This window comes from Pseudoflavonifractor sp. BSD2780061688st1 E11 (assembly GCF_005844125.1).
Lineage (GTDB): Bacteria > Bacillota > Clostridia > Lachnospirales > Lachnospiraceae > Sellimonas > Sellimonas catena.
In genome coordinates, this window is record NZ_SPHM01000001.1 from 144,587 (window position 1) to 170,583 (window position 25,997).

General features: G+C 47.9%; 23 protein-coding genes, 2 tRNA genes, 1 riboswitch and 1 other annotated feature. Of the genes, 20 read left to right on the forward strand and 5 right to left on the reverse strand.

What is annotated here, in order from left to right:
• The first annotated feature begins 7 nt into the window (after positions 1-7).
• From FGQ85_RS00635 to aspS, 5 genes are read left to right on the forward strand one after another with little or no spacing between them, the layout of a single operon-like run.
• Positions 8-2,275 carry a bifunctional (p)ppGpp synthetase/guanosine-3',5'-bis(diphosphate) 3'-pyrophosphohydrolase gene (locus tag FGQ85_RS00635; RefSeq protein ID WP_343215478.1) on the forward strand — a complete coding sequence of 756 codons (2,268 nt, stop codon included), beginning with the start codon at positions 8-10 and terminating at the stop codon, positions 2,273-2,275.
• A 22-nt stretch (positions 2,276-2,297) separates the two neighbouring features.
• Positions 2,298-2,924 (forward strand): MBL fold metallo-hydrolase, encoded by a 627-nt coding sequence (locus FGQ85_RS00640; protein ID WP_087168309.1) that lies wholly within the window; start codon positions 2,298-2,300, stop codon positions 2,922-2,924.
• An 18-nt stretch (positions 2,925-2,942) separates the two neighbouring features.
• On the forward strand, positions 2,943-4,406 hold the full coding sequence (gene hemZ, locus FGQ85_RS00645) for a coproporphyrinogen dehydrogenase HemZ (RefSeq protein WP_330616787.1): 1,464 nt from the start codon (positions 2,943-2,945) through the stop codon (positions 4,404-4,406).
• The gene (gene hisS, locus FGQ85_RS00650) at positions 4,397-5,671 is read left to right on the forward strand and encodes a histidine--tRNA ligase (protein ID WP_087168307.1); all 1,275 of its coding nucleotides are present in this window, start codon (positions 4,397-4,399) and stop codon (positions 5,669-5,671) included. The genes hemZ and hisS overlap by 10 nt, the downstream gene beginning before the upstream one ends.
• Before the next feature lie 26 nt (positions 5,672-5,697).
• On the forward strand, positions 5,698-7,509 hold the full coding sequence (aspS, locus tag FGQ85_RS00655; RefSeq protein WP_138372404.1) for an aspartate--tRNA ligase: 1,812 nt from the start codon (positions 5,698-5,700) through the stop codon (positions 7,507-7,509).
• Positions 7,510-7,672: 163 nt separating this feature from the next.
• On the opposite strand, the gene FGQ85_RS00660 is transcribed toward aspS, so the two are convergent.
• Both FGQ85_RS00660 and FGQ85_RS00665 read right to left on the reverse strand, forming a co-directional pair.
• Positions 7,673-7,745: transfer RNA gene (locus tag FGQ85_RS00660), tRNA-Gly, on the reverse strand.
• 26 nt (positions 7,746-7,771) lie between these two features.
• Positions 7,772-7,844 (reverse strand) — tRNA-Gly (locus tag FGQ85_RS00665).
• Positions 7,845-7,959: 115 nt separating this feature from the next.
• Here FGQ85_RS00665 and FGQ85_RS00670 point away from each other — a divergent pair.
• The 10 genes from FGQ85_RS00670 to FGQ85_RS00720 all read left to right on the forward strand — a co-directional run bounded on the left by FGQ85_RS00670 (position 7,960) and on the right by FGQ85_RS00720 (position 18,319).
• Positions 7,960-8,604, forward strand: coding sequence for a pentapeptide repeat-containing protein (locus tag FGQ85_RS00670; RefSeq protein WP_087252568.1), 645 nt, complete (start codon positions 7,960-7,962; stop codon positions 8,602-8,604).
• A gap of 54 nt (positions 8,605-8,658) precedes the next feature.
• Positions 8,659-8,756, forward strand: a riboswitch (THF riboswitch).
• A gap of 69 nt (positions 8,757-8,825) precedes the next feature.
• Positions 8,826-9,392: a folate family ECF transporter S component gene (locus FGQ85_RS00675; RefSeq protein WP_207651995.1), complete on the forward strand. Its 567-nt coding sequence runs from the start codon at positions 8,826-8,828 to the stop codon at positions 9,390-9,392.
• A 25-nt stretch (positions 9,393-9,417) separates the two neighbouring features.
• Entirely contained in the window at positions 9,418-10,266 is an 849-nt protein-coding gene (thyA, locus tag FGQ85_RS00680) for a thymidylate synthase (RefSeq protein ID WP_138372405.1), read from the forward strand.
• An 18-nt stretch (positions 10,267-10,284) separates the two neighbouring features.
• Complete coding sequence (locus FGQ85_RS00685; protein ID WP_087168303.1) at positions 10,285-10,785, forward strand: dihydrofolate reductase; 501 nt, start codon at positions 10,285-10,287, stop codon at positions 10,783-10,785.
• 70 nt (positions 10,786-10,855) lie between these two features.
• Positions 10,856-11,108, forward strand: a binding site (T-box leader).
• Positions 11,109-11,230: 122 nt separating this feature from the next.
• On the forward strand, positions 11,231-12,949 hold the full coding sequence (gene ilvB, locus FGQ85_RS00695; RefSeq protein WP_138372406.1) for a biosynthetic-type acetolactate synthase large subunit: 1,719 nt from the start codon (positions 11,231-11,233) through the stop codon (positions 12,947-12,949).
• Between the two features lie 17 nt (positions 12,950-12,966).
• On the forward strand, positions 12,967-13,476 hold the full coding sequence (gene ilvN / locus FGQ85_RS00700; RefSeq protein WP_087168299.1) for an acetolactate synthase small subunit: 510 nt from the start codon (positions 12,967-12,969) through the stop codon (positions 13,474-13,476).
• 89 nt (positions 13,477-13,565) lie between these two features.
• The gene (locus tag FGQ85_RS00705; protein WP_330616786.1) at positions 13,566-14,606 is read left to right on the forward strand and encodes a branched-chain amino acid aminotransferase; all 1,041 of its coding nucleotides are present in this window, start codon (positions 13,566-13,568) and stop codon (positions 14,604-14,606) included.
• A gap of 115 nt (positions 14,607-14,721) precedes the next feature.
• Positions 14,722-15,483 (forward strand): class I SAM-dependent methyltransferase, encoded by a 762-nt coding sequence (locus FGQ85_RS00710; RefSeq protein WP_138372407.1) that lies wholly within the window; start codon positions 14,722-14,724, stop codon positions 15,481-15,483.
• Between the two features lie 22 nt (positions 15,484-15,505).
• On the forward strand, positions 15,506-16,387 hold the full coding sequence (hslO, locus tag FGQ85_RS00715; protein ID WP_138372408.1) for an Hsp33 family molecular chaperone HslO: 882 nt from the start codon (positions 15,506-15,508) through the stop codon (positions 16,385-16,387).
• A gap of 21 nt (positions 16,388-16,408) precedes the next feature.
• On the forward strand, positions 16,409-18,319 hold the full coding sequence (locus FGQ85_RS00720; RefSeq protein ID WP_138372409.1) for an NAD(+) synthase: 1,911 nt from the start codon (positions 16,409-16,411) through the stop codon (positions 18,317-18,319).
• Positions 18,320-18,413: 94 nt separating this feature from the next.
• Here FGQ85_RS00720 and FGQ85_RS00725 read toward each other — a convergent pair whose 3' ends face one another.
• Entirely contained in the window at positions 18,414-19,112 is a 699-nt protein-coding gene (locus tag FGQ85_RS00725; RefSeq protein ID WP_087168294.1) for a S1 RNA-binding domain-containing protein, read from the reverse strand.
• Between the two features lie 194 nt (positions 19,113-19,306).
• Between FGQ85_RS00725 and FGQ85_RS00730 the strand changes: the two genes are divergently transcribed.
• The 5 genes from FGQ85_RS00730 (at position 19,307) to FGQ85_RS00750 (ending at position 24,426) form a co-directional block, all read left to right on the forward strand.
• The gene (locus FGQ85_RS00730; protein WP_138372410.1) at positions 19,307-20,959 is read left to right on the forward strand and encodes a putative manganese-dependent inorganic diphosphatase; all 1,653 of its coding nucleotides are present in this window, start codon (positions 19,307-19,309) and stop codon (positions 20,957-20,959) included.
• Positions 20,960-20,969: 10 nt separating this feature from the next.
• A complete protein-coding gene (locus FGQ85_RS00735; protein WP_087168292.1) occupies positions 20,970-21,557 on the forward strand; it encodes a flavin reductase family protein in 588 nt (195 codons plus the stop codon).
• 116 nt (positions 21,558-21,673) lie between these two features.
• On the forward strand, positions 21,674-22,360 hold the full coding sequence (locus FGQ85_RS00740; RefSeq protein WP_243128458.1) for a polysaccharide deacetylase family protein: 687 nt from the start codon (positions 21,674-21,676) through the stop codon (positions 22,358-22,360).
• A 15-nt stretch (positions 22,361-22,375) separates the two neighbouring features.
• On the forward strand, positions 22,376-23,107 hold the full coding sequence (locus FGQ85_RS00745; RefSeq protein WP_087168291.1) for a tRNA threonylcarbamoyladenosine dehydratase: 732 nt from the start codon (positions 22,376-22,378) through the stop codon (positions 23,105-23,107).
• Between the two features lie 2 nt (positions 23,108-23,109).
• On the forward strand, positions 23,110-24,426 hold the full coding sequence (locus FGQ85_RS00750) for a replication-associated recombination protein A (RefSeq protein ID WP_138372411.1): 1,317 nt from the start codon (positions 23,110-23,112) through the stop codon (positions 24,424-24,426).
• Positions 24,427-24,530: 104 nt separating this feature from the next.
• Here FGQ85_RS00750 and FGQ85_RS00755 read toward each other — a convergent pair whose 3' ends face one another.
• Entirely contained in the window at positions 24,531-25,043 is a 513-nt protein-coding gene (locus FGQ85_RS00755; protein WP_087168289.1) for a DUF4364 family protein, read from the reverse strand.
• 15 nt (positions 25,044-25,058) lie between these two features.
• The gene (locus tag FGQ85_RS00760) at positions 25,059-25,997 is read right to left on the reverse strand and encodes a TIGR01212 family radical SAM protein (protein ID WP_138372412.1); all 939 of its coding nucleotides are present in this window, start codon (positions 25,995-25,997) and stop codon (positions 25,059-25,061) included.

Sequence of the window (25,997 nt, forward strand, 5' to 3'; positions counted from 1 at the left end):
CCAGGGGATGCGGATTGTGGACGGCCATGCTGTAAAAGAGCCTGAGGACTATCAGGACCCGGATGAGCTGTACCGTTATCTGATCGGGCATATCCATAAATATCACCCGTCAGCAGATGTTTCGCTGATTGAAAAAGCATATCAGCTGGCGAGCAAGGCCCATGCAAATCAGTTCCGAAAATCCGGAGAGGCATATATCATTCATCCTCTTTGGGTAGGCATTATTCTGGCACAGCTTGAGATGGACAAGGAAACGATTGCGGCCGGCATTCTGCATGATGTGGTAGAAGATACCGAGGTTACAAAAGAGGATATTGAAAAAGAATTCGGAGAGGAAGTAGCGCTTCTTGTGGATGGTGTTACAAAGCTGGGACAGCTTTCCTATTCTTCGGATAAGCTTGAAATGCAGGCGGAGAATTTAAGAAAGATGTTTCTCGCCATGGCAAAGGATATCCGTGTCATCATTATCAAGCTTGCCGACCGCCTTCATAATATGCGCACGCTGCAGTTTATGAAGCCGGAGAAGCAGAAGGAAAAAGCGAAAGAGACGATGGACATCTATTCTCCGATCGCCCAGAGACTCGGTATTTCCAAAGTGAAGACAGAGCTGGATGACCTTGCGCTTAAGTATCTCCATCCGGAGATTTTCTATGACCTGGTGCAGCAGATTAATGAGAGAAAGACCGAGCGGGAAGAGTTTGTGGCTCAGATTGTAAGGGAAGTCTCACAGCATATGGAAAATGCCCATATCAGGGCGGAAGTCAATGGAAGAGTCAAGCATTTCTTCAGTATCTACAAAAAGATGGTTAATCAGGATAAGACGGTAGACCAGATTTACGATCTTTTTGCAGTACGGATTATTGTTGACACGGTGAAAGACTGTTACGCGGCCCTCGGCGTGATCCATGAGATGTATACACCGGTACCTGGCAGGTTTAAAGATTACATTGCCATGCCGAAGCCGAATATGTATCAGTCACTTCACACGACGCTGATGAGTTCCGTCGGACAGCCGTTTGAGATTCAGATCCGTACAAAGGAGATGCACAAGACGGCCGAATACGGAATCGCAGCCCACTGGAAATACAAAGAGTCCAATGACGGAAAGAAGAATATCAAGGCTCAGGAAGAAGAAAAGTTAAGCTGGCTCCGCCAGATCCTCGACTGGCAGAAAGACATGTCGGATAACCGGGAGTTTTTGAATCTGATCAAAGGAGACCTGGATCTGTTCGCGGAAGATGTGTACTGCTTCACCCCGAATGGAGATGTCAAAAATCTTCCGAACGGTTCCACGCCGATCGATTTTGCATACGCGATCCACAGTGCGGTGGGAAATAAAATGGTCGGTGCAAGAGTCAACGGAAAACTTGTCAAAGTAGACTACAAGATTCAGAACGGCGACCGCATCGAGATTCTGACTTCTCAGAATTCCAAGGGACCGAGCCGCGACTGGCTGAACATTGTCAAGAGCACGCAGGCTAAGAACAAGATCAACCAGTGGTTCAAAAAGCAGTTTAAAGAAGAAAATATTGTCAAAGGAAAAGAAATGCTGATTTCCTACTGCAAGGCCAAAGGCTATGAGCAGGGTAATCTGATGAAACCGAAATATCAGCAGATCGTGCAGCAGAAATACGGATTCAAGGACTGGGATTCCGTCCTTGCGGCAATCGGACACGGCGGACTGAAAGAAGGTCAGATTGTTAACCGTCTTGCAGAAGAATATAACAAAGACCACAGACAGGAGATTACGGATGAGGCTGTACTTGAAAAGGTAGCAGAGGCATCGAAGAACGTGGTACACATCGCAAAATCGAAAAGCGGTGTCATTGTCAAAGGAATCGATGACATGGCGGTGCGCTTTTCCAGATGCTGTAATCCGCTTCCGGGCGATGAGATCGTAGGATTTGTAACCAGAGGAAGGGGTCTTACGATTCACAGGACAGACTGTATCAATGTCCTTCATCTGACAGAGAGAGAGAGAGCAAGACTCATTCCGGTAGAATGGGAGGCCGATGCTGCGGAAACTTCCGAAGGCAAATATTTTGCGGAAATCAAAATGTTTGTGGAAGATAAGCCGGGTATGCTGATGGAGATTTCCAGAGTCTTTACCGAGGCGGAGATCGATATCAAGACGATGAATGTGCGCACAAGCAAGAAGGGCGTATCTACCGTGGAGATGGGATTTGTTGTAAGAGGAAAAGAAGAGATGGGACGCCTTGTAGGCAAGCTCAGACAGATTGAAAATGTAATTGATATAGAAAGGACGACGGGCTAAAGAAAGGCCGGGGCAAAAAAAGATGAAGATTCAGACATTTGTAACAGGCATTATCGGGACAAATACCTACGTTTTATACGATGAAAACACAAAAGAGGCCGTGCTGGTCGATCCGGCAGCATGTCCGAAAAAGCTGATGAACTTTATTCAGGAGGAGGGCCTTGACATGAAGGCTGTTCTCCTGACCCACGGACATTTTGACCATATTATGGGAATCCAGGATTTCCGGAAGGTCTATGATGTGCCGGTTTACGCAGGGGAGAGGGAAGCGGCGCTTTTACAGGATGCCCACTGGAATCAGTCCGATATCTATACGAACGGATACACGTTTTCCGATGCGGTCTATGTAAAAGACGGAGAAATGCTCCACATCGCCGGTTTTGACATTCAGGTGTTCTTTACGCCGGGCCATACGCCGGGCGGAGTCTGCTATTATCTGGCGGATGAGGGAATTCTCTTCAGCGGGGATACTCTGTTCCACCATTCTGTAGGACGCACGGATTTTGAGGGAGGAAGCATGTCAGATCTGGTACGCGGGATTGAGGAAAAGCTCCTCTGTCTTCCGGATGAGACGAAAGTCCTGCCTGGTCATATGGATGCGACCACCATCGGCGAAGAGAAAAAATACAATCCGTTTTTGAGAAAATAAAACGCGGGAGAGACTATGATGAAGCTGACATGTAATGATACTTTATACACATATGATGCGTATCATCTGTTGAAAGCTTTTTATCCGGACGAAGAAATCGAACAGCAGGTTAATGAAGAGCAAGAGTCACAGGTCAGGATCGAGACAGACCGTGATTCTTGTTTTTGTGTCAGCCTGGCCGGAGAGAAAGGTGAAATCGGGCAGATGGACAGAAGCAGGAGAAAGCATCTGGTAGTAAGTGCACTTTATGAGAAACTGAGTAAAATGGCAGGAAAGAAACTGCCGTGGGGAAGTCTCACCGGGGTGCGGCCGACCAAAATGTTCATGCAGAAATTAGAAGAAGGAGTGCCGGATCAGGAGATTCTGAACTGGATTGAAAAGGAGCACTTTGTCTCGGAAGAAAAGGCGGAACTGGGACTGGCAATTGCAAAAAGGGAAAAGGAGCTGTTGTCCAGACTGGATTACGAGAATGGATACAGTCTCTATATCGGAATCCCGTTCTGTCCGACAACCTGTGCATATTGTTCCTTTACTTCTTACCCGATTGCGCAGTATCTTGATCGGATGGACGATTACCTGGATGCGCTCTGCCGGGAGCTCTCCTATATTGCAGATGTTTCCAAAGAGAAAAAACTCAATACGATCTATCTGGGAGGCGGGACGCCGACATCCCTTAGTGCATCCCGGCTTGACCGTCTGCTGACTCATCTGGAGCAGCAGTTTTCCTATGAACATCTTCTGGAGCTTACCGTGGAGGCCGGGCGGCCGGACAGCATCACAAGGGAGAAGCTGGAGGTTTTAAGAAACCACGGAATCAGCCGGATTTCAGTCAATCCTCAGACCATGCAGCAGAAGACACTGGATCTGGTAGGAAGAAGGCATACAGTGGAGGATGTGGTGCAGACGTTTCGTCTGGCCAGGGAACTCGGCTTTGAGAATATCAATATGGATCTGATTGCCGGACTGCCTGGGGAGGCGCCGGAAGATATGGAAGATACGCTGCGGCAGATCCGGGAGCTTCACCCGGACAGTCTGACGGTGCATGCCCTTGCCATCAAGCGGGCATCGAGACTGCGCCAGGAACAGAGAAGCGGAGAAGGCTTTACAGGTCACCTGCTTTCGGCAGAAGACCTGACGGCCATGATCGATGCGGCGTACCGGTGCGCGGAGGAGATGGGGCTTGTCCCGTACTATCTGTACCGCCAGAAAAATATGGCCGGAAATTTTGAGAATGTCGGATATGCAGAGGTTGACAAAGCGGGAATTTACAATATACTAATTATGGAGGAAAAACAGTCGATTATTGCGGCGGGAGCGGGTGCTTCCACGAAGATTGTCCTCCCGGAGGAAGTAGAGATGCCGGGCAGCAAAAAGAAAAAGATGACAAATCTGATCCGCATTGAAAATGTGAAAAATGTGGACGAGTACATTGCCCGGATTGACGAGATGATAGAGCGAAAAGGAGAATGGCTATGGCGTTAAAGAAAAAACCGGTCACCGGAATGAACGATATGCTCCCAAGAGAGATGGAAATCCGTGACTATGTGATACAGATGATCAAAGAGACATACCGCACATTTGGATTTTCTTCGATTGAAACTCCGTGTGTGGAACACATTGATAATCTTCTCAGCAAACAGGGAGGAGAAAATGAGCAGCTTATCTTCAAAATTTTAAAAAGAGGGGCGAAGCTGAATCTGGAGACAGCAAAGACAGAGGCGGATCTGGTGGACGGAGGACTCCGTTACGATCTGACACTGCCGCTTTCCAGATATTATGCAAATCACGCGAATGAACTGCCGTCTCCGTTTAAGGCACTGCAGATCGGAAATGTGTGGAGAGCAGACCGTCCGCAGAGAGGAAGATACCGCCAGTTCATGCAGTGCGATATCGACATCCTGGGCGAGCCGTCCAATCTTGCGGAGATCGAGCTGATCCTTGCCACAAGTACACTCCTTGGAAAACTGGATTTCAAGAACTTTACTATCCGGATCAATGACAGACAGATCTTAAAGGCAATGGCTGCTTTCAGTGGATTTGCTCCGGAAAGCTTTGATGAAGTATTCATCATTCTGGACAAGATGGACAAGATCGGTCTGGAAGGTGTGGAAAGCGAGTTAAAAGAAGCGGGATATGAAGCACAGGTTGTGGAGACTTACCTGACACTGTTCAAGGAAGTGACACGTGATGTGGAAGGTATCCGTTACCTGAAAGAGAAGCTTGATGGATTTCTGGATCCGGAAGTGGCAGACGGCCTGGAGACGATCATTTCCAGCGTGGAAGCGGTAAAAGAAGCGGAGTTCAAGATGAGCTTTGACCCGACACTTGTCAGGGGAATGTCCTACTACACCGGTACGATTTTTGAGATCTCCATGGATGAGTTCGGAGGATCAGTAGGCGGAGGCGGACGCTACGACAAGATGATCGGAAAGTTTACGGGACAGGATACGCCGGCATGTGGATTTTCCATCGGATTCGAGCGGATTGTCCTGCTGCTTTTAGAAAGCGGCTATCAGGTTCCGACCAGGAAGGAAAAGAAAGCATTCCTGATTGAAAAAGGAATGCCGTCGGAAGGCATTACCCGAATCCTGGAGCTTGCGAAAGAAGAACGGGCAAAGGGATGTCAGGTTCTTGTTTCCAATATGAAGAAAAACAAGAAATTCCAGAAAGAGCAGCTTGCGCAGGACGGCTACACGGATGTGACAGAGTGCTTTGTACGGGAATTTGCGCCAAAGAGCGAAGAATAGAGCAAGAATAAATGGAGGAAGAGAAAATGGCAGAATCAATGAAAGGCCTGAAAAGAACCCACCGCTGCGCAGAACTTGGCACAGCGAATATCGGTGAGACCGTCACCGTCATGGGGTGGGTGCAGAAGAACAGAAATAAAGGCGGTATTATCTTTGTTGACTTAAGAGACCGCTCCGGGATCCTGCAGTTGATATTTGAGAACGAAAGTATCGATGAAGAAGGATTTGAAAAAGCAGGAAAGCTTAGAAGCGAGTTTGTCATTGCGGCAGTAGGAACCGTGGAGGCACGTTCCGGAGCTGTCAATGAAAATCTTGCTACAGGGGCCATCGAGATACGTGTGAAAGAGCTTCGGATCCTGTCCGAGTCCGAGACTCCGCCGTTTCCGATTGAGGAAGACAGCAAGACAAAGGAAGAACTGCGTCTGAAATACCGGTTCCTGGACTTAAGAAGACCGGATATGCAGCGGAATCTCCGCATGAGAAGCCAGATCGCCACACTGACGAGACAGTTCCTGGCAGATGAAGGATTCCTTGAAATCGAGACACCGACACTGGTAAAGAGTACACCGGAAGGAGCAAGAGACTATCTGGTACCAAGTCGTGTACATCCGGGAAGCTTTTATGCGCTGCCGCAGTCTCCTCAGACATTAAAGCAGCTGCTGATGTGCTCCGGATGCGACCGCTATTTCCAGCTTGCAAGATGCTACCGGGACGAAGATCTCCGTGCAGACCGCCAGCCGGAATTTACACAGATCGACATGGAGCTTTCCTTTGTTGATGTAGATGATGTTCTGGAAGTCAACGAGCGTCTCCTTGCTTATTTGTTTAAAGAAGTTCTGGATGTGGATGTAAAGCTTCCGATCCAGAGAATGACATGGCAGGATGCAATGGACCGCTACGGTTCCGACAAGCCGGACACCCGTTTCGGAATGGAGCTTGTCAATGTCAGCGAGATCGTAAAGGACTGCGGATTCGGCGTCTTTACCGGAGCTCTGGAGCAGGGCGGAAGCGTCCGCGGAATCAATGCCAAAGAACAGGGTGCAATGCCGCGTAAAAAGATTGATAAGCTTGTAGAATTTGCAAAAGGATATGGTGCAAAAGGACTTGCATATATTGCGATTCAGGAAGATGGAAGCGTGAAATCCTCCTTTGCAAAATTCATGACAGAAGAGGAAATGGCTTCCTTGATCCAGGCAATGGACGGACAGCCGGGAGACCTTCTGCTCTTTGCGGCTGACAAGAATAAGATTGTATGGGATGTACTTGGAAATCTCCGTCTTGAAATTGCAAGACAGCTGGATCTTCTGGACAAGAGCCAGTACAATTTCCTCTGGGTAACAGAGTTCCCGCTGCTTGAGTGGAATGAAGACGAGAACCGTTTCGTGGCAATGCACCATCCGTTTACCATGCCGATGGAGGAGGATCTTCAGTATCTGGACAGTGATCCGGGAAGAGTGCGAGCGAAAGCATACGATATCGTATTAAATGGAACCGAGCTCGGCGGAGGAAGTGTCCGAATCCACCAGAATGACATCCAGACAAAGATGTTTGAAGTGATCGGATTTACAAAAGAAGAGGCCGAAGAGCAGTTCGGATTCCTTCTGAATGCGTTCAAGTACGGGGTACCGCCTCATGCAGGACTTGCCTACGGACTGGACCGTCTTGTCATGCTCATGGCGAAAGAAGACAGCATCCGTGATGTCATTGCATTCCCGAAGGTGAAAGATGCATCAGACATGATGCTGGAGGCACCGTCTGAAGTAGCGGTAAAACAGCTGGAAGAGCTGGGAATCGGTGTCATCAGAAAAGAAGAGGCGGAAGCGGAAACAGAAGAGTAATTTCGTGAGAAAGAAGAAAAAAGGGTGTTGTGGGAAACTGCAGCATCCTTTTCAATTAACAGAAAACTTTGTCCTTTGTTCTGAGAGTATCTGGCATACAGGTTTCAGGGATACGGCTGTCTGAGAAAAGAAAAAACACGATTCATTTGAATCGTGTTTTAAGAGCGACAGACGGGGCTCGAACCCGCGACCCCAACCTTGGCAAGGTTGTACTCTACCAACTGAGCCACTGTCGCATGAATATCAAATTTTGAAAAAGAAGAGCGACAGACGGGGCTCGAACCCGCGACCCCGACCTTGGCAAGGTCGTACTCTACCAACTGAGCCACTGTCGCTTAATGTTTTTTGTTCACTCGGAACAAAATGTATGATACTATAAAAGAAAAGAAATGTCAACATGTTTTTTAAAAAAAATTTAAATAGAATTTACAAAGAACCGGGGGTGTCAAAATGGAGCAGAACAGTACAAAAACAGTATGGAATGAAAGACGGATGGACGGAATCGATCTGAGTGGTAAAATCCTGGAATGGGGAGATTTTACCGCCGTCAGTTTCCGGAATGCCGACTTTACAGGGTGCAGGCTTTCTAATTCAAGATTCCGGGACTGTGATCTGGAAGGAGCAAAATTTTGCGGGGCAGATTTGCAAGGGGCGGACCTTCGGGGATGCAGTCTTAAAAATGCAGACTTCCGGGGTGCGGATATCCGGCTTTCAACACTGGAAAATGCAGACCTGACCGGGGCGCGCATGGATGAGACAACCGTGGGGTATCCTATGCGCTGCCCGGAGAAAGGAGCGTTTGTAGCATACAAAAAATGTGTGTATGACCGGATTGTACAGCTCCTTGTTCCGGCAGATGCAAAGCGGAGCTCGGCCACAGGTCCGACATGCCGGTGTGATAAGGCAAAAGTACTGACAATCAGAAACTTTGACGGCACAAGGGAATTTGATGAGGCATGGTCGCTGGTGGATGAAAACTTCGTCTACCGGAAAGGGGAGTGGGTATACGCTGACTCTTTTACAGAAGACCGGTGGAAAGACTCCACTCATGGGATCCATTTCTGGATGACGAGAGAGGAGGCAATGGCATACTGAGAAATCTCTTTACGATCAGAGGACTTCGTGCTATAATCAGAGACGAAATGAACAGGCAGAGTAGAAATATGTGCGTTAAGTGCCATTCGGACGGGGAGTTGCCGGTGGACGAAAAGAAATTTCTTGCGGTACATATTTCGCATCCCGCTGCTACACATAGACAGAGACTGATATACCTGCTGTGCGTGGCAAAAGGACTACTGCAAAGGAGGTATATTTTTATGGAAAAATGCAAGAAACTACGAGACATGTTCCGGGAATCAGCCCGTGAACTCAAAGACAGCCATACCATGGTTGTCATAGCGATGCTTCTGGCACTCGCTGTGGTGCTGGGATTTTTTGGAACCGTGCAGGTGACGGACTTTCTGAAGATAGGATTTTCCTTCCTGCCAAATGAACTGGCAGCAATGCTGTTTGGACCGTCTGTGGGCGGTATTGTTGCGGGAGCGGCGGATATTCTGAAGTATCTGGTAAAGCCGACGGGAGCCTTTTTCCCGGGATTTACCATCAGTGCCGTGGCGGGCGGCATCCTCTATGGAATGGTTCTGTACCGGAAGCCGCTTTCCGTGGGGCGGATTGTATTTGCGAAAGTACTTGTCGCAGTTCTGGTCAACACCTGTCTGAACACGTACTGGCTTACTGTCATGTACGGAAGTTCCTTTGCGGCGCTGCTTCCGGCAAGACTTCTGAAACAGATGGTGATGGTGCCGGTGGAGACGGTGCTGTTTTATCTCGTAGTACGGACATTATCCAGAGCAAAAGTATTTGCATTGATGAAATCAAATTAAAATGGAGAAAAACGGAGGTAGCAATATGAGTTATGCGGATCAGGTATTTGTCAGCATGTGCAGAGACATTATCGATCACGGCACAAGTACAGAAGGAGAAAAGGTGCGGCCAAAGTGGGAAGACGGAACACCTGCCTATACGATCAAGAAGTTTGCGGTTGTAAACCGGTATGATCTTGCGAAAGAATTTCCGGCACTGACCCTTCGGAAAACAGGGATCAAGAGCTGTACCGATGAGATGCTCTGGATCTGGCAGCGCAAATCCAACAACATCCATGACCTGAAACCTCATATCTGGGACAGCTGGGCAGATGAAGACGGATCCATCGGAAAGGCGTACGGATATCAGATGGGAGTGAAACATCAGTATAAGGAAGGAATGATGGATCAGGTAGACCGTGTTATCTATGATCTGAAGCACAATCCGTACAGCAGGCGGATTCTGACCAACATCTATGTTCATCAGGATCTGCATGAAATGAATCTGTATCCGTGTGCATACAGCATGACCTTCAACGTGACGAAGCGTCCGGACAGTGAAAAACTGGTGCTGAACGGAATCCTGAACCAGCGTTCCCAGGACGTGCTGGCGGCAAACAACTGGAATGTCTGTCAGTATGCGGTGCTGATGCATATGATGGCGCAGGTTTGTGACATGCAGGTGGGCGAGTTTGTTCATGTGATCGCGGACGCGCACATTTATGACCGTCACATTCCGCTTGTGGAGGAGCTGATTTCAAGAGAGCAGCACGAAGCGCCTAAATTCTGGCTGAACCCGGATGTAAAAGATTTCTATGACTTTACGCCGGATGACGTCCGTCTGGATGATTATACGACAGGACCGCAGATTAAAAATATTCCGATTGCGGTATAAAGAAGAGGAGGCACACAGATGAATCTGATTGTGAATGTAGACAAAAACTGGGCTATCGGGAATAAAAACAAGCTGCTTGTCAGCATCCCGGCAGATATGAAGTTTTTCCGGGAGACAACAACAGGAAACGTGGTTGTTATGGGCAGAAAGACACTGGAAAGCTTTCCTGGCGGACAGCCGTTGAAGAACAGAACGAATATCGTCCTTACAAGAGACGCGCATTATCAGGTAAAAGGAGCAGTTGTAGTACACAGTCTGGAGGAACTTCTGGAGGAACTGAAGCAGTATCCGGATGAGAGTATCTATGTGATCGGAGGGGAGAGCGTTTACCGGATGATGCTCCCGTACTGTACCGAGGCTTATGTGACAAAGACGGACCATGCCTATGACGCGGATACATATTTCCCGAATCTGGATGAAGAGGAAGACTGGATCCTGGAAGGAGAGTCTGACGAGCAGACATATTTTGATCTGGAATACATATTTACAAGATACAGAAAAAGAACTACAAAAGACTGATGCCGGAGAAAAAGCTTGACAACAGATATCCCCACCCCGTATAATGTCAATAATTACTTTAACGAGACAGAGAAATGTAGTGAGTGGGAGGAGTACCTCCCGGCCGGATGCAAAGAGAGAAGGCGGGTGGTGGAAGTCTTCGTGACGGCGGGTGGGAACTGGCCCATGAACAGCGGACTGAAAAGGTCTTATCCGATGCAGGAAGTAAGATGTGATTAGGCTCCGACGTTGTTCCAGCGTTATCGGGAAACAGTATGAAAGTACTGGTTGAGTGCAGAGAAATTCTGAAGTTAGGTGGTATCACGGAGTTATTCGCCCTAAGCAAAGGCTTAGGGCGTTTTTTTCTACAGGAAGTCTTTTCGGATGCCCTGGGGAATAAAATTTCCGTACAGATGCAGGGAAGAATAGAGAGCCTTGACAAGGAGAAGGAAAAGGAGGAAACGGCATGAGGAAAATCAGTGGAAACAAGCTTCTTGTAAAAGCATTAAAAGAAGAAGGTGTGGATACGCTCTTTGGTTATCCGGGGGCATGTACGATTGATATCAGCGATGAGCTTTATAAACAGGGAGATATCAAGATCATTCTCCCAAGACACGAGCAGGCGCTGGTTCACGAGGCGGATGCTTACGCAAGATCAACGGGCAAGGTCGGGGTCTGCCTTGTAACAAGCGGACCCGGAGCGACGAACCTGGTAACCGGTCTTGCCACGGCAAACTATGACAGTGTGCCGCTTGTATGTTTTACAGGACAGGTGGCGCGGCATCTGATTGGAAATGACGCATTCCAGGAGGTCGACATTGTAGGAATTACAAGAAGCATCACCAAATACGGAGTGACGGTACATAGAAGAGAAGATCTGGGAAGAATTATAAAAGAAGCGTTCTACATCGCAAGAAGCGGGAAACCGGGACCTGTTCTCGTAGATCTTCCGAAAGACGTGATGGGTGAGCTTGGCTCTCCGGAATATCCGTCAGAGGTCAATATCCGCGGCTATAAGCCAAACACCAGCGTTCACATCGGCCAGTTAAAACGCGCGGTCAAGCTGTTAAACCACGCGAAGAGACCGCTGTTTCTTGCAGGAGGCGGAGTGAATATTGCGGAAGCCAATGAAGCCTTTACAAGACTGGTGGAAAAGACGAAAATTCCGGTGGTCACAACGGTAATGGGAAGAGGCGCTGTTCCGACGAATCATCCGTATTATGTGGCAAACCTTGGTATGCACGGAGCCTACGCAGCCAATATGGCGGTGGAAGAGTGCGATGTGCTGTTTTCCATCGGTACAAGATTCAATGACCGGATCACAGGAAAGCTGCATGCGTTTGCGCCGAACGCAAAGATTGTACATATCGATATTGATACGGCGTCCATCTCCAAGAATATCCATGTGGATGTGCCGATTGTAGCGGACGCAAAGGAAGCAATCGAAAAGATGCTGGAGTACGCGGAAGAGAAGGATACAAAAGAGTGGATGGAGAAAATTCAGGGCTGGGAGCAGGAACACCCGCTTCAGATGAAAAAGAGGGGAAATGTCATGCTTCCGCAGGATATTATCGAGGGAATCAATCATGTTTTTGATGAAGGAATCATTGTGACGGATGTAGGACAGCATCAGATGTTCGCGGCACAGTATGCGGAGATTACGCCGAAGAAACGCCTTCTGATGTCGGGAGGACTTGGCACGATGGGATATGGATTCCCGGGAGGAATCGGAGCAAAGATCGGCAATCCGGATAAAACGGTGATCGTTATTTCCGGTGATGGAGGCATGCAGATGAATATTCAGGAATTTGCCACAGCGGTTCTCGAAGAGCTGCCGATTATTATCTGTGTTCTGAATAATACCTACCTTGGAATGGTGCGTCAGTGGCAGAAGCTGTTTTACGGCAAACGCTACGCCATGACCAATCTTCTTGCAGGGGCTGCTCTGCGCCGCGGGGATGAAAAGCTGCCGGAATATACACCGGACTTTGTGAAACTTGCGGAAAGCTACGGGGCAAAGGGAATGCGTGTGGAGAAGAAAGAGGATATCGAGGCGGCACTTCTGGAAGCCTCAAAAGAGACGAAGGTACCGACACTGATCGAATTCATCATCGATCCGGAAGAAGTGGTCTACCCGATGGTGAAGCCAAACGGTACGCTCCATGAGATGCTGATGGACTGCTAGAGAAGGAGGAAATGGAAATGAATGGAATGTTGAAAAAAAGATGGATCTCTCTTTATGTGGAAAATCAGATTGGTGTGCTTTCCAAGATTTCCGGGTTGTTTTCGGCAAAATGCTATAATCTGGAAAGTCTGACGGTGGGACGGACAGAAGACCCGACGATTTCCAGAATGACGATCGAAACGCATTGTGATGAGGAGACTTTTGAACAGATTAAAAAACAGCTGAACCGGATGGTGGAAGTGATCAAGGTCATCGATTTTACGGATCTTTCAGTCTGCATGAAGGAGATCCTGTATGTTAAAGTGAAAAAATGCAGTCTGGAGGAAAAGACAGAGCTTTTCCAGATTGCCGAGACCTTCAAGGCGGAAGTGATCGATTACGGGAAAGACAGTATGCTGCTTGAATTTTTGCAGACGGCCACCAAAAATGATGCGGTTGTCAAGCTTTTGAAAGAAGAATTCCGGGATGTGGAAGTCGTGCGGGGTGGAAGCGTCGGAATTGAAGCAATCAGTATGGCAGAGCGGTAGCAGGAAAATCATACGGATTCAAAAAAAACAGAGCGCACTCTTGAATTTTTTCCAAAACAGTCTTATACTAGAAAAATAAGAAAACAAGATTGGAGTGGATGGAAATGGAAAAGAAAAATTTGGACTGGTCAAATCTGGGTTTCAAGTATATCCAGACCGATAAAAGATATGTTTCCAATTTTAAAGACGGTGCGTGGGACGATGGATGTCTGACATCCGATGCCAGTATCGTACTCAACGAGTGTGCGGGTGTGTTCCAGTATGCACAGACCGTATTTGAAGGATTAAAGGCATACACAACAGAAGACGGAAAGATTGTAACATTCCGTCCGGACTTAAATGCTGAGAGAATGATTGATTCGGCAAAGAGACTGGAAATGCCGGCATTTCCGAAAGAGCGCTTTATTGATGCGGTAACACAGACAGTAAAAGCAAATGCCGCATGGGTACCTCCATTCGGTTCCGGGGCAACCCTTTACATCCGGCCTTATATGTTCGGTTCCAGTCCGGTGATCGGTGTGAGTCCGGCGGCTGAATACCAGTTCCGCATTTTAACCACTCCGGTCGGACCATATTTTAAAGGCGGAGCAAAGCCGATTACGATCAAGGTTTCTGATTTTGACAGAGCGGCACCGCACGGAACCGGCCATATCAAGGCAGGACTGAACTACGCCATGAGCCTTCATGCAATTGTGACAGCACACGAAGAAGGCTATGCGGAAAACATGTATCTCGACGCCGCTACAAGAACAAAGGTAGAGGAGACAGGCGGAGCCAACTTTATCTTTATCACAAAAGATAAAAAAGTTGTAACACCGAAATCATCCTCCATCCTTCCGTCCATTACAAGACGCTCGCTCCTTTACGTGGCAAAAGAGTATCTTGGGCTTGAGACAGAAGAACGGGAAGTGACTCTGGAAGAAGTTCCGGAATTTGCGGAATGCGGACTGTGCGGTACAGCTGCCGTTGTTTCTCCGGTGGGCAAGATTGTAGACCACGGAAGAGAAATCTGTTTTGCAAGCGGCATGGATGAGATGGGACCGGTGACAAAACAGCTCTATGACACATTGACAGGAATCCAGATGGGGCGGATCGAGGCTCCGGAAGGATGGATTCATGTAATTGAATAAGGAAAATGGAACAGATCCTCCGGGCAAGATGTCCGGGGGATTTTGATTTCCCCTTTAAAAAATATGGAAATCATGCTATAATAAGCCGGATTTATAGTCGACGGGAGATGATCAAATGGATGCATATACAGGATTTGCGGAAGTATACGATACATTTATGGACAATGTCCCATATGCAGAATGGACAGAATATTATGCGGGGATTCTGAAAGAAAACGGAATCCGGGACGGGCTCGTTCTGGATCTTGGATGCGGCACCGGAAGCATGACAGAGATTCTGGCAGGGCTTGGCTATGATATGATCGGAGTGGATAATTCGGAAGAGATGCTGGAGATTGCTTCGGAGAAGAAAGCGGCTTCCGGACATGATATCCTTTATCTTCTTCAGGATATGAGGGAGTTTGAGCTCTACGGTACGGTCCGCGCAGTCATAAGCGCCTGTGATTCCGTCAATTATATTACGGAGCCCGAAGAGCTGGCAGAGATGTTTGCACTGGTGAACAACTATCTGGATCCGGGCGGACTGTTTTTGTTTGATTTTAATACAGAATATAAATACAGGGAGATCCTGGGGGATACAACGATTGCGGAAAACAGAGACGAGTGCAGTTTTATCTGGGAGAATTTTTATGACCCTCAGGAGCGGATCAACGAGTATGATCTGACGATTTTTGTACGTGAGGGAGAACTGTACAGAAAGTTTGAAGAAACCCATTTTCAGAGAGGCTATACGGTCAGGGAAGTGACGGACTGCCTGAGGGAAGCCGGCATGGAACTTGTTGCGATGTATGACGGCTTTACGAAAGAGCAGCCGGACGAAGAAAGCACCCGCATCTGTGTAGTGGCAAGAGAATGTGGAAAGAACAGAGCCGAATAAAGAAAGAAATGAGGAATCAGTAATGAAAGATTATTTAGTAAGAGCAACCGCGGCGGGCAGCCAGATCCGTGCGTTTGCGGTGACATCGACAGAGATGGTAGAGACAGCACGACAGCACCACAATACAAGCCCTGTTGCGACCGCTGCGCTTGGAAGACTGCTGACAGCCGGAGCCATGATGGGAAGCATGATGAAAAATGATACGGACATCCTGACCATCCAGATCAAATGTGACGGACCGATTCAGGGACTGACGGTGACAGCAGACAGCAAAGCCAATGTCAAAGGATATGTGGAAAATCCGGATGTGATGCTTCCGCCTAAGAACGGCAAGCTGGATGTAGGCGGCGCACTGGGACTTGGTATTTTAAATGTAATTAAAGATATGGGCTTAAAAGAGCCGTATGTGGGACAGACGATCCTTCAGACCGGTGAAATCGGAGATGACCTGACTTATTATTTCGCAAATTCCGAACAGGTACCGTCCTCGGTAGGACTGGGAGTTCTGATGGAAAAAGACAATACGGTGAAATGTGCCGGAGGATTTATCGTGCAGGTAATGCCGTTTGTGGAAGAAAAAGTGCTGGAACAGCTGGAGGAAAATATCAGCAACATCCATTCTGTGACTGCGCTTCTGGAACAGGGACATACACCGGAATCTCTGCTTCAGGAAGTATTAAAAGGAATGGATATTGAGATTACTGATATCCTTCCGACACAGTTCTACTGTGACTGTTCTAAGACAAAGATTGAAAAGGCAATCATCAGTATCGGGGAAAAAGAGATCAAAGAGATGATTGATGAAGGAAAAGACATTGAAGTGAAGTGCCATTTCTGTAACACTGCATACAGCTTCAGTGTGGACGAGCTTTCCGCTCTGTTAAAACAGGCAAAGAAAAAATAAAAAGGAAAAGAGGAACGGGGCATGAAACAGGGATTTATCAAAGTGGCGGCGGCTACACCTGATATCCGTGTGGCAGATACGGCATTTAATACAGAAGAAATTATAAAAAAGATGAAAGAGGCAGCGGGAAACGGCGCAAAGATCATTGTCTTTCCGGAGCTTTGCATCACCGGATATACCTGTGGTGATCTGTTTACCCAGGATATTCTTCTGGAACAGGCAAAAGTAGGACTTTGCAGGATTGCCGAAGAAACAAAAGAACTGGAATCGGTTGTTTTTGTCGGATGTCCTCTTGCGGTGGACGGTGAGCTGTACAACACGGCAGCGGCCCTGAATAAGGGAAAGATTCTTGGATTTACAACAAAGACGTTCCTTCCGAATTACGGAGAGTTTTATGAAATGCGTCAGTTCACTCCGGGACCGGAAGAGGTAAGAATGATCCGGTTTGCAGGAGAAGAAATACCATTCGGTCCGCAGATCCTTTTTGAGTCCATGGAGACTGAGGGACTGATCCTGTCAGCGGAGATCTGTGAGGATGTGTGGTCCCCGGTTCCGCCAAGCATCAAGGCGGCGCTGGAAGGAGCTGTGATTCTTGTGAACTGCTCCGCGAGCGATGAGACAATCGGAAAGAACCGTTACCGGGAGGAATTGATCAAAGGACAGTCAGCCAGATTGATTGCGGGATATGTTTACGCCAACGCAGGGGAAGGAGAGTCCACCACGGATGTTGTGTTCGGCGGACACAATCTGATTGCGGAAAACGGGACGATACTGAAAGCTTCCCGGCGGTTTGCGAATGAAACAATCTACAGCGAAATTGATATCAAGCGGCTGCTGTCCGAGCGCCGGAAAAATACGACATTCCGTTCTGCGGCAAAAAAGACACTGCCGGTTGTTCCGTTTTCCGTCAAAGAAGAGGAGACGGCCCTTACAAGAACCTTTTCCCCGGCACCATTCGTTCCGCAGGATGAAAAGGAACGTGCCGCAAGATGCGAAGAGATTCTGTCTATTCAGGCTATGGGGCTGAAAAAAAGACTGGTTCATACAAAGGCTTCCGGAGCAGTAGTCGGCATTTCCGGTGGACTGGACTCCACTTTGGCGCTCCTTGTGACGGCAAAGGCTTTTGATATGATTGGAATTCCAAGATCCCGGATCAAGGCGGTGACCATGCCTTGCTTCGGGACGACAGACCGGACATACAGAAACGCCTGCCAGATGTCATGCAGACTTGGTGCTTCTCTTCTGGAAGTGCCGATCCGGGAAGCGGTGACTGTACATTTCCGCGATATCGGCCATGATCTGAATGACCACAGTGTGACATATGAAAACGGTCAGGCAAGGGAACGGACACAGGTGCTGATGGATCTTGCCAACAAAGACGGAGGACTTGTCATCGGAACGGGGGATATGTCAGAGCTTGCTCTTGGCTGGGCGACGTATAACGGAGACCACATGTCCATGTACGGTGTCAACGCCTCTGTACCGAAAACGCTGGTGCGCCATCTGGTACAGTACTATGCGGACACCTGCGGGGATGAAGAGCTTCAGAAGATTCTGCTGGATGTGCTGGATACACCGGTAAGTCCGGAGCTTCTGCCGCCGGAGGACGGTCAGATTGCACAGAAGACAGAAGATCTGGTGGGACCGTATGAGCTTCATGATTTTTACCTTTATTATGTGCTGCGTTTTGGATATGAGCCGTCCAAAATTTACCGGATTGCAAAGCATGCATTTAAAAGTGTCTATGATGATGAGACGATTCTGAAATGGCTGAAGAAATTCTACTGGAGATTCTTCTCACAGCAGTTTAAGCGTTCCTGCCTTCCGGATGGACCGAAAGTAGGTACGGTGGCTCTGTCTCCAAGGGGAGACTGGAGGATGCCAAGCGATGCTTCGGCGGCTGTCTGGATTCAGGATCTGGAACGGTTATAAGAGAAAGAGATAAAAGAAAGAGGGCGGATATCTTCCGGACTGTCCGGACATGAATCCGCCCCGGCTGTTTCAACCAGAACTGTCTGAAGAGGAATTACAGTTTGATATTTTTGAAAAGATCTCCAAGATTTGTTCCGATCTCTTCGGATTTTGGAAGCTCTACATGCAGTTCTTCTGTCTCTTCTTCTTTTTCTTCGGAAAGAGCTTTGATACTCAGGCTCAGTTTTCCATCTTTGATTCCGATGACTTTGACATTGACACGGTCTCCTGTCTTCAGGACATCGGCCGGTGTTTTGATCCGTTTTTCGCAGATCTGGGATACATGGACAAGTCCGGAGAGGCCATCGTCAAAGCGGACAAACGCGCCGTAGGACTGAATGGATTCCACGGTGCCTTCCATAACACTTCCAACCTGGATCTTTGAGATGCGTTCGGCACGCTCTCTGGCTTCTTCTTCTTTTAAAATCTCACGGGCGGAAAGAATGAGGCGGTGTTCTTCCGGATCTGCCTCAATGACGCGGACGGTGATTTCTTTCAGAAGATAGCTTTCCAGATCTTCGATATAGGAAAGAGAAAGTCTGGATGCCGGGACAAAACCGCGAAGGCCTTCCACCTTGACGATCACGCCGCCGTTGACCACACCTTCTACTTTCAATGTAAGGTTTGTACGGTTGTCCATATAGTTTTGTACGATATGCCATGGATCGGCGATATCAAACTGGTCTTCATAGTCTTTCATGGACTCTGCCTGCGGTTCCAGGGCAGATGTTTTTGTTTCTAATTCTTCGTTCATTGATGATGCACCCCTTTTTGTGTTTTCTCTAGAAAGTATATCATAGATTTTTTGTTAGAGAAAGCAAAGTGAAAGAATATTTTTATGAAAACCGAAAAAACAGTTGGCGCGGAATCAAAAAGATGATACTCTATTTTTATATCAAGTAAAAGATTGGCCGGCACGTACGGCATATGGGAGGAAATGTAAAAAGTATGTCAGATAATCAGAAAGACAGAAAGGTATATGTGGTAGGACATAAAAATCCGGATACGGATTCCATCTGTTCTGCCATTGCATACGCAGAATTAAAAAAGCAGATTACAGGAAAAAATTATGTGGCAAAAAGAGCCGGGGCGGTCTCGGAGGAGACCAGATATGTTCTTGACTATTTTCATGTGGAAGAGCCGGCGCTCCTTCAGAATGTATTTCAGCAGTTAAAAGATGTGGATATCCGGAAGATTGACGGAGTTTCCAGCCAGGCGTCGATCAAAGAGGCCTGGGCGATGATGCGGGAAAACAGTATTCGGACGCTGCCGGTTCTGCATGAGCAGAAGCTGGAAGGAATTATCACGATTGGAGATATTGCCAATTCCTATATGGAGCTCTATGACAGTTATCTGTTGTCCGACGCACGGACACAGTACAGAAGCATTATGAATACACTGGACGGGAAGATCGTCACAGGGAACGAGCATGCATATTTCGTGAAAGGAAAGGTTGTTATCGCAGCCTCCTCTCCGGATATGATGGAGAATTTTATCGATGAAGACGATCTTGTCATCGTTGGAAACAGGTACGAGTCTCAGCTTTGTGCGATAGAAATGGATGCAAGCTGCCTTGTCATCTGCCAGGGAGCGGAAGTATCGAAGACGATCCGGAAGCTGGCATCCGAGAGAGATGTAGTGATTATCAGTACGCCGCATGACACCTTTACGACCGCCCGTCTGATCAATCAAAGTATTCCGGTCAAATATTTTATGACCAAAGAACATTTGAGCACGTTCCATATGAATGATTACCTGGAGGAAGTACGGGATGTCATGTCCAAGAAAAGATACCGTGATTTTCCGGTTATTGATAAAAAGGGACGGTTCACCGGATTTATTTCCAGACGGAGACTGTTAAAGCCGAGGCGCAAACAGGTCGTTCTTGTCGATCATAACGAAAAGACGCAGGCGGTAGACGGAATTGAAGAGGCGGAAATTCTTGAGATCATCGATCACCACAGAATCGGAAATCTGGAGACGATGGGGCCTGTTTATTTCCGAAATCAGCCGCTTGGATGTACGGCAACGATCATCTATCAGATGTATCAGGAAAACCAGATTACTCCGTCCAGAGAGACAGCAGGTCTTCTCTGTGCAGCGATTATTTCCGATACCCTGTTGTTCCAGTCGCCGACCTGCACTCCGATGGATGAAGCGACTGCGAGAACGCTTGCTCAGATTGCGGGAATCAATATCGATGAGTTCGCAAAAGAGATGTTCAAAGCAGGAAGCAATCTTGCGAATAAATCTGTTTCCGAGATCTGTTTCCAGGATTTCAAGGAGTTCCATGTCAATGAGCTGACGTTCGGAGTGGGACAGATCAATTCCATGAGCAGCGAGGAACTGCAGGAGATCCGGGAAAAGGTATGTCCGGAACTGCCGGATGTGCTGAAAGAAAGCGGACTGGATATGGTATTCTTTATGCTTACGAATATTGTAGACCAGTCTACAGAGCTTCTCTGCTGTGGAGGAAGTGCAAGGCAGACCGTGATCGATGCTTTTGAGCTTCCGGAAGATACAGATCAGATCGTATTAAACGGTGTCGTATCCAGAAAGAAACAGCTGATCCCGACACTGGTGAGCGAACTGCAGCAGTAGGAGGAAGTATATGACAGACAAGGTGATTTTTAAACCAGGCAATATGCTGTACCCGCTCCCGGCAGTGATGGTAAGCTGTGCAGGGAAAGACGGAACGGACAATATCCTGACGGTGGCGTGGACGGGAACGGTCTGTTCAGATCCGCCGATGCTCTATATTTCTGTCCGGCCGAACCGGTTTTCCCACCATATGATCGAGGAAACCGGAGAGTTTGTTGTCAACCTTACGACGGAACAGCTTGCAAAGGCGGCCGATTACTGCGGTGTGCGTTCCGGAAAAGACGTCGATAAATGGAACGAGATGAAACTCACAAGAAAAAAGACAGAGTCCCTTCAGTATGCACCTGCAATTGCGGAATGTCCGGTGAATATTGAGTGTAAAGTCAGAGAGATTATACGTCTTGGAACACATGATATGTTTCTGGCGGATGTAACGGGCGTTCAGGTGAGCAGTGAGTACATGAATGAAAATGGAAAGTTCGAGTTGAACAAGACAGGGCTGATTGCCTATTCCCATGGGGAGTATTTAACTCTTGGGAAGCAGCTCGGAACTTTCGGGTTCAGTGTGAAAAAGAAGAAAAAGAAAAAAAGAAAATAAACTTTGCAAAAAAAGGGAAGAACCCGGAGGCTGGAAAAATTTGTTCCAGATTCCGGGTTCTATCTGTATCTCCCGATGAATAAAGTTACAGGAGAGAAGAATGAGGCGGGCACAGCGTGAAGGAATTCGGAAAACAGTGGAGACTTACAGCGGAGATCATCCTGATTGCGGCAGTCTGCATGGCGGGAATGTGGCAGAACACAAAGAAAACGATCGAAAGCATCAGCGATGTGAAGAAAAAAGAGGAGGAAAAGAGGATTGCCATTACATTTGATGATGGACCGGACGGTATATCTACTCCTGTACTTCTGGACGGTTTGAAAGAGAGGGGAGTCAGAGCAAGCTTTTTTGTGATCGGTCAGGAGGCGGAGGAACATCCGGATCTGATCCGGAGGATGCAAAAAGAAGGACACCTGATCGGGAATCATACGTACCATCATGTGGAACTGACGAAAGTAGATCAGGAGACGGAAAGAAAGGAGATTGAAAAGACGAATGAAGTAATCGAAAATATCACGGGGGAAACGGTTGCTTTTATCCGGCCTCCGTACGGCTCGTGGAGAGAAGAAACGTTGGACGAAATCGATCTGATTCCGGTAAAATGGGATATTGATCCTCTTGACTGGTGCACGAAAAGTACCGGGGAAATCGTAAGAAAGGTAGTGACGCAGGCAGAAGAAAATGGTATTATTTTATTACATGACTGTTACGGGACTTCCGTGGAGGCGGGACTTCAGATCATAGATACCCTGCAGGAGGAAGGATACCGGTTTGTGACAGTCGATGAACTGATTATGGATTAAGGAAAGTGAAATAAGATGCTGCATGAATTTTCGAGGACAGAATTATTATTAGGAACAGAAGGAATGGACAGGCTGAGACACTCCTGCGTTACCGTGCTTGGGGTAGGAGGTGTCGGGTCTCACTGTATCGAGGCACTGGCCAGAAGCGGTGTGGGACATTTGATTCTCGTGGACCATGACAAGGTATCTCTGACAAATATCAACAGGCAGTCCATTGCCCTTCACAGTACGGTCGGACAGTATAAAACGAAAGTCATGAAAGCAAAGATTGCCGACATTTCACCGGAGATTCAGGTGATGACTTACGAGGAGTTTGTACTGGAAGAAAATCTGGAACAGGTGTTTGAAATCCGCCCGGATTATATTGTGGATGCTATCGATACCGTGACGGCAAAGCTTGCGGTGGCAGAGTATGCCAAAGAGCATCAGATTCCGCTGATCAGCAGTATGGGAACCGGAAACAAGCTGCATCCGGAGATGTTTGAGATTGATGATATCCGAAATACATCCGTATGCCCGCTGTGCCGCGTGATGCGAAAAGAGCTTAAAAAGAGGAATGTGGAGAGCCTTAAGGTACTGTATTCCAAAGAAAAGCCGGTGGATATTTCCGACCGGGTGACAGAAGAGGAAAAGGGGGCCAGAAGATCGCTTCCGGGCAGTATTTCCTTTGTTCCGCCTGTGGCCGGGCTGATGATCGCCGGAGAAGTGATCCGTAATTTGAGCGGATACCGGGAGGGAGACAGATAGAGATGGATTTATTTGAATATGCAAGGGAAAAACAAAAAGAGACAGAGTCACCGCTTGCGTCAAGGCTCAGGCCGGAGACACTGGAAGAAGTGGCAGGACAGCAGCATATCATCGGAAAGGACAAGCTGCTTTACCGTGCAATCAAGGCGGACAAGCTAAGTTCCGTCATTTTTTACGGCCCGCCGGGGACCGGAAAAACGACGCTTGCCAAAGTCATCGCTAATGCAACAAGCGCAAGATTCTGCCAGATCAACGCGACGGTTGCAGGGAAAAAAGATATGGAAGCGGTGGTGGAAGAGGCAAAAAAGGCAAGGGGAATGTACCAGCAGAAGACGATTCTGTTTATCGATGAGATCCACCGGTTTAACAAAGGACAGCAGGATTACCTCCTGCCGTTTGTGGAGGATGGTACGGTGATTCTGATCGGGGCGACGACGGAGAATCCGTATTTTGAAGTAAACCGGGCGCTGATTTCACGGTCTACCGTCTTTGAATTAAAGCCGTTGTCCAAAGAGGATGTGGAAAGCCTGATTCACCGGGCTGTCTACGATGAGAAGAAGGGAATGGGAAGCTATCACGCTAGGATCGATCCGGATGCAAGCGCATTTCTGGCAGATATGTCGGGTGGCGATGCCAGACTGGCGCTCAATGCGGTGGAGCTTGCCGTTTTGACTACCGAAAGAAGCAGTGGCGGGTTCATTCATCTGACACTGGATGTTGTATCCGAGTGTATCCAGAAAAGAGTAGTCCGTTACGATAAGGACGGGGACAACCATTATGATACCATATCCGCCTTTATCAAAAGCATGCGGGGATCCGACCCGGACGCTGCGGTGTACTATCTGGCAAAGATGCTTTATGCCGGAGAGGATATCCGGTTTATTGCCCGCAGAATCATGATTTGCGCATCGGAGGACGTGGGAAACGCAGATCCTATGGCTCTTACCGTGGCAGTGTCGGCGGCTCAGGCGGTAGAGCGGATCGGGATGCCGGAGGCACAGATTATTCTGTCCCAGGCCGTGCTTTACGTGGCATCTGCTCCGAAGAGCAACTCTGCAGTGCGGGCGGTTTCCGAGGCAATGGAAAGTGTGAAAAGCAAAAAGACAACGGTTCCTGCGCATCTTCAGGATGCCCATTATGGAGGGCACGAGCAGCTGGGACATGGAATCGGTTACCGGTACGCACACGATTATCCGAACCACTACGTTGACCAGCAGTATCTTCCGGATGAAATCAAGGAAAGTGTATTCTACCATCCGGGAGATCTGGGAAAAGAAAAAGAGCTGAAAGACTGGCTTTCCTATATCAGGGAGCAGTAAAGAAAAGGGTGTCTGTACCCGGAATATGATATGGAAAAAGAATCCCGTGAGAGTTCAGGATCTGAAAACCGGAATCTCACGGGGTTTATTCTTTTCAATACAAATTACAGCAGATGTGTCATAATGTAGGCGTAGATTTCCTGATTCTTTGCGGCCCAGTTCGCCGCCATGGTTTCAGCCTCCTCGTGAGAAGGGACCGTAACTGTCAGATCGATCAGAGGCATGGAGTGTTCGATCACCTGGCAGTGTACGGAGAATTCTCCATTTGTGTTCCGATAGTAATCGGATTTCACAGACACTTCATTTTTCAGCGAAAATTTCTTCTCGATAAAAAAGTCTTCAATATCCTTTTTAATTGCGTCTGAAATTTTATTCTCGAAAAAGCAGATTGATTCGGCTCCTTCCTCGGTCAGATGGTACATCGTACGGTTGTGTGTTGTCTCCTCCCGGATCAGACCGGACTCGGTAAGTTCGGAGAGCGCTTTTTGGAGGGTAAAGTAAGTCGTATACCCTTTTCCAAGAACAAAATCGGAAATCTGAGCGTTTGCAAGAGGAAAATCCACCTTGCTGAGCATGTACAAAATGATCAGTTTATAGAGTGTGAATGTTTCTGCCATAGTGCATACTCCTTTCTAAAGAGCGTGATAGTGTTTGCCCTGCCAGATATCTCTTTCTCTGAAAGATTTTTCCATCTGATTGAGAACCAGCCGCTTGTTTCCGGTCCAGAGGGGAGCGGCAAGCAACGATTTCGGACCGTCCCCGGTCAGACGGTGGATAACAATATCAGGTCTGAGACAGCACAGGCAGGTCCCCAGAAATTCCAGATATTCTTCCATGGTTGGAAGAAAAAATGGGTGCTCCAGATAATAGTCGTACAGATCGGTATCCTTGAGTACGTGGAGCAGCTGAAGCTTGATCCCCTGAATATCCTGTCTGTTCAGATACTCTATTGTTTCCAGCATATCAGCCTCGGATTCACCGGGCAGATATAAAATCGTATGGACGATCACAGAAAGACCAAGGGCACGGAGTTTTTTCAACGCCTCCTCAAAAACCGGAAGAGGATAACCTCTCCGGATAAACTCGGCTGTGGATTCATGAATCGTCTGAAGGCCAAGCTCAATCCAGACCGGTTTGATCAGGGAGAGCCGCTCCAGGAGGTCAAGAATTTCCGCAGAGAGACAGTCCGGACGGGTAGCAATGGAAAGCACTTTCACCTCCGGATCTGCCAAAGCCTGGGTAAATGCCTTTTCCAGAACTTCCAAAGGGCCGTATGTATTCGTGTAGGCCTGAAAATAAGCAATATAAGAATGTCCCGAGTATTTGGATTTCTTTTTTTCTTTTTCCACCCGGAGCTGTTCCGGGATGGAAAGAGAAACGTCCGCCGCGAAATCACCGCTGCCTCCACGGCTGCAGAAGATACAGCCACGTGTTCCGCAGGTGCCGTCACGGTTCGGACAGGTACAGCCGGCATTCAGGGACAGTTTGTACAGTTTTTCATGGAAAGTCTCTTTGATATAATAATCCAGCGAATTATACCGCTTTTCGCCCCAGCGTACAGTCGCGTCCAT

Coding starts and splice junctions, on each gene's coding strand:
- FGQ85_RS00635 (WP_343215478.1), top strand. CDS start 8: ATGCGGATTGTGGACGGCCATGCTGTAAAAGAGCCTGAGGACTATCAG.
- FGQ85_RS00640 (WP_087168309.1), top strand. CDS start 2,298: ATGAAGATTCAGACATTTGTAACAGGCATTATCGGGACAAATACCTAC.
- hemZ (WP_330616787.1), top strand. CDS start 2,943: ATGAAGCTGACATGTAATGATACTTTATACACATATGATGCGTATCAT.
- hisS (WP_087168307.1), top strand. CDS start 4,397: ATGGCGTTAAAGAAAAAACCGGTCACCGGAATGAACGATATGCTCCCA.
- aspS (WP_138372404.1), top strand. CDS start 5,698: ATGGCAGAATCAATGAAAGGCCTGAAAAGAACCCACCGCTGCGCAGAA.
- FGQ85_RS00670 (WP_087252568.1), top strand. CDS start 7,960: ATGGAGCAGAACAGTACAAAAACAGTATGGAATGAAAGACGGATGGAC.
- FGQ85_RS00675 (WP_207651995.1), top strand. CDS start 8,826: ATGGAAAAATGCAAGAAACTACGAGACATGTTCCGGGAATCAGCCCGT.
- thyA (WP_138372405.1), top strand. CDS start 9,418: ATGAGTTATGCGGATCAGGTATTTGTCAGCATGTGCAGAGACATTATC.
- FGQ85_RS00685 (WP_087168303.1), top strand. CDS start 10,285: ATGAATCTGATTGTGAATGTAGACAAAAACTGGGCTATCGGGAATAAA.
- ilvB (WP_138372406.1), top strand. CDS start 11,231: ATGAGGAAAATCAGTGGAAACAAGCTTCTTGTAAAAGCATTAAAAGAA.
- ilvN (WP_087168299.1), top strand. CDS start 12,967: ATGAATGGAATGTTGAAAAAAAGATGGATCTCTCTTTATGTGGAAAAT.
- FGQ85_RS00710 (WP_138372407.1), top strand. CDS start 14,722: ATGGATGCATATACAGGATTTGCGGAAGTATACGATACATTTATGGAC.
- hslO (WP_138372408.1), top strand. CDS start 15,506: ATGAAAGATTATTTAGTAAGAGCAACCGCGGCGGGCAGCCAGATCCGT.
- FGQ85_RS00720 (WP_138372409.1), top strand. CDS start 16,409: ATGAAACAGGGATTTATCAAAGTGGCGGCGGCTACACCTGATATCCGT.
- FGQ85_RS00725 (WP_087168294.1), bottom strand. CDS start 19,112: ATGAACGAAGAATTAGAAACAAAAACATCTGCCCTGGAACCGCAGGCA.
- FGQ85_RS00730 (WP_138372410.1), top strand. CDS start 19,307: ATGTCAGATAATCAGAAAGACAGAAAGGTATATGTGGTAGGACATAAA.
- FGQ85_RS00735 (WP_087168292.1), top strand. CDS start 20,970: ATGACAGACAAGGTGATTTTTAAACCAGGCAATATGCTGTACCCGCTC.
- FGQ85_RS00745 (WP_087168291.1), top strand. CDS start 22,376: ATGCTGCATGAATTTTCGAGGACAGAATTATTATTAGGAACAGAAGGA.
- FGQ85_RS00750 (WP_138372411.1), top strand. CDS start 23,110: ATGGATTTATTTGAATATGCAAGGGAAAAACAAAAAGAGACAGAGTCA.
- FGQ85_RS00755 (WP_087168289.1), bottom strand. CDS start 25,043: ATGGCAGAAACATTCACACTCTATAAACTGATCATTTTGTACATGCTC.
- FGQ85_RS00760 (WP_138372412.1), bottom strand. CDS start 25,997: ATGGACGCGACTGTACGCTGGGGCGAAAAGCGGTATAATTCGCTGGAT.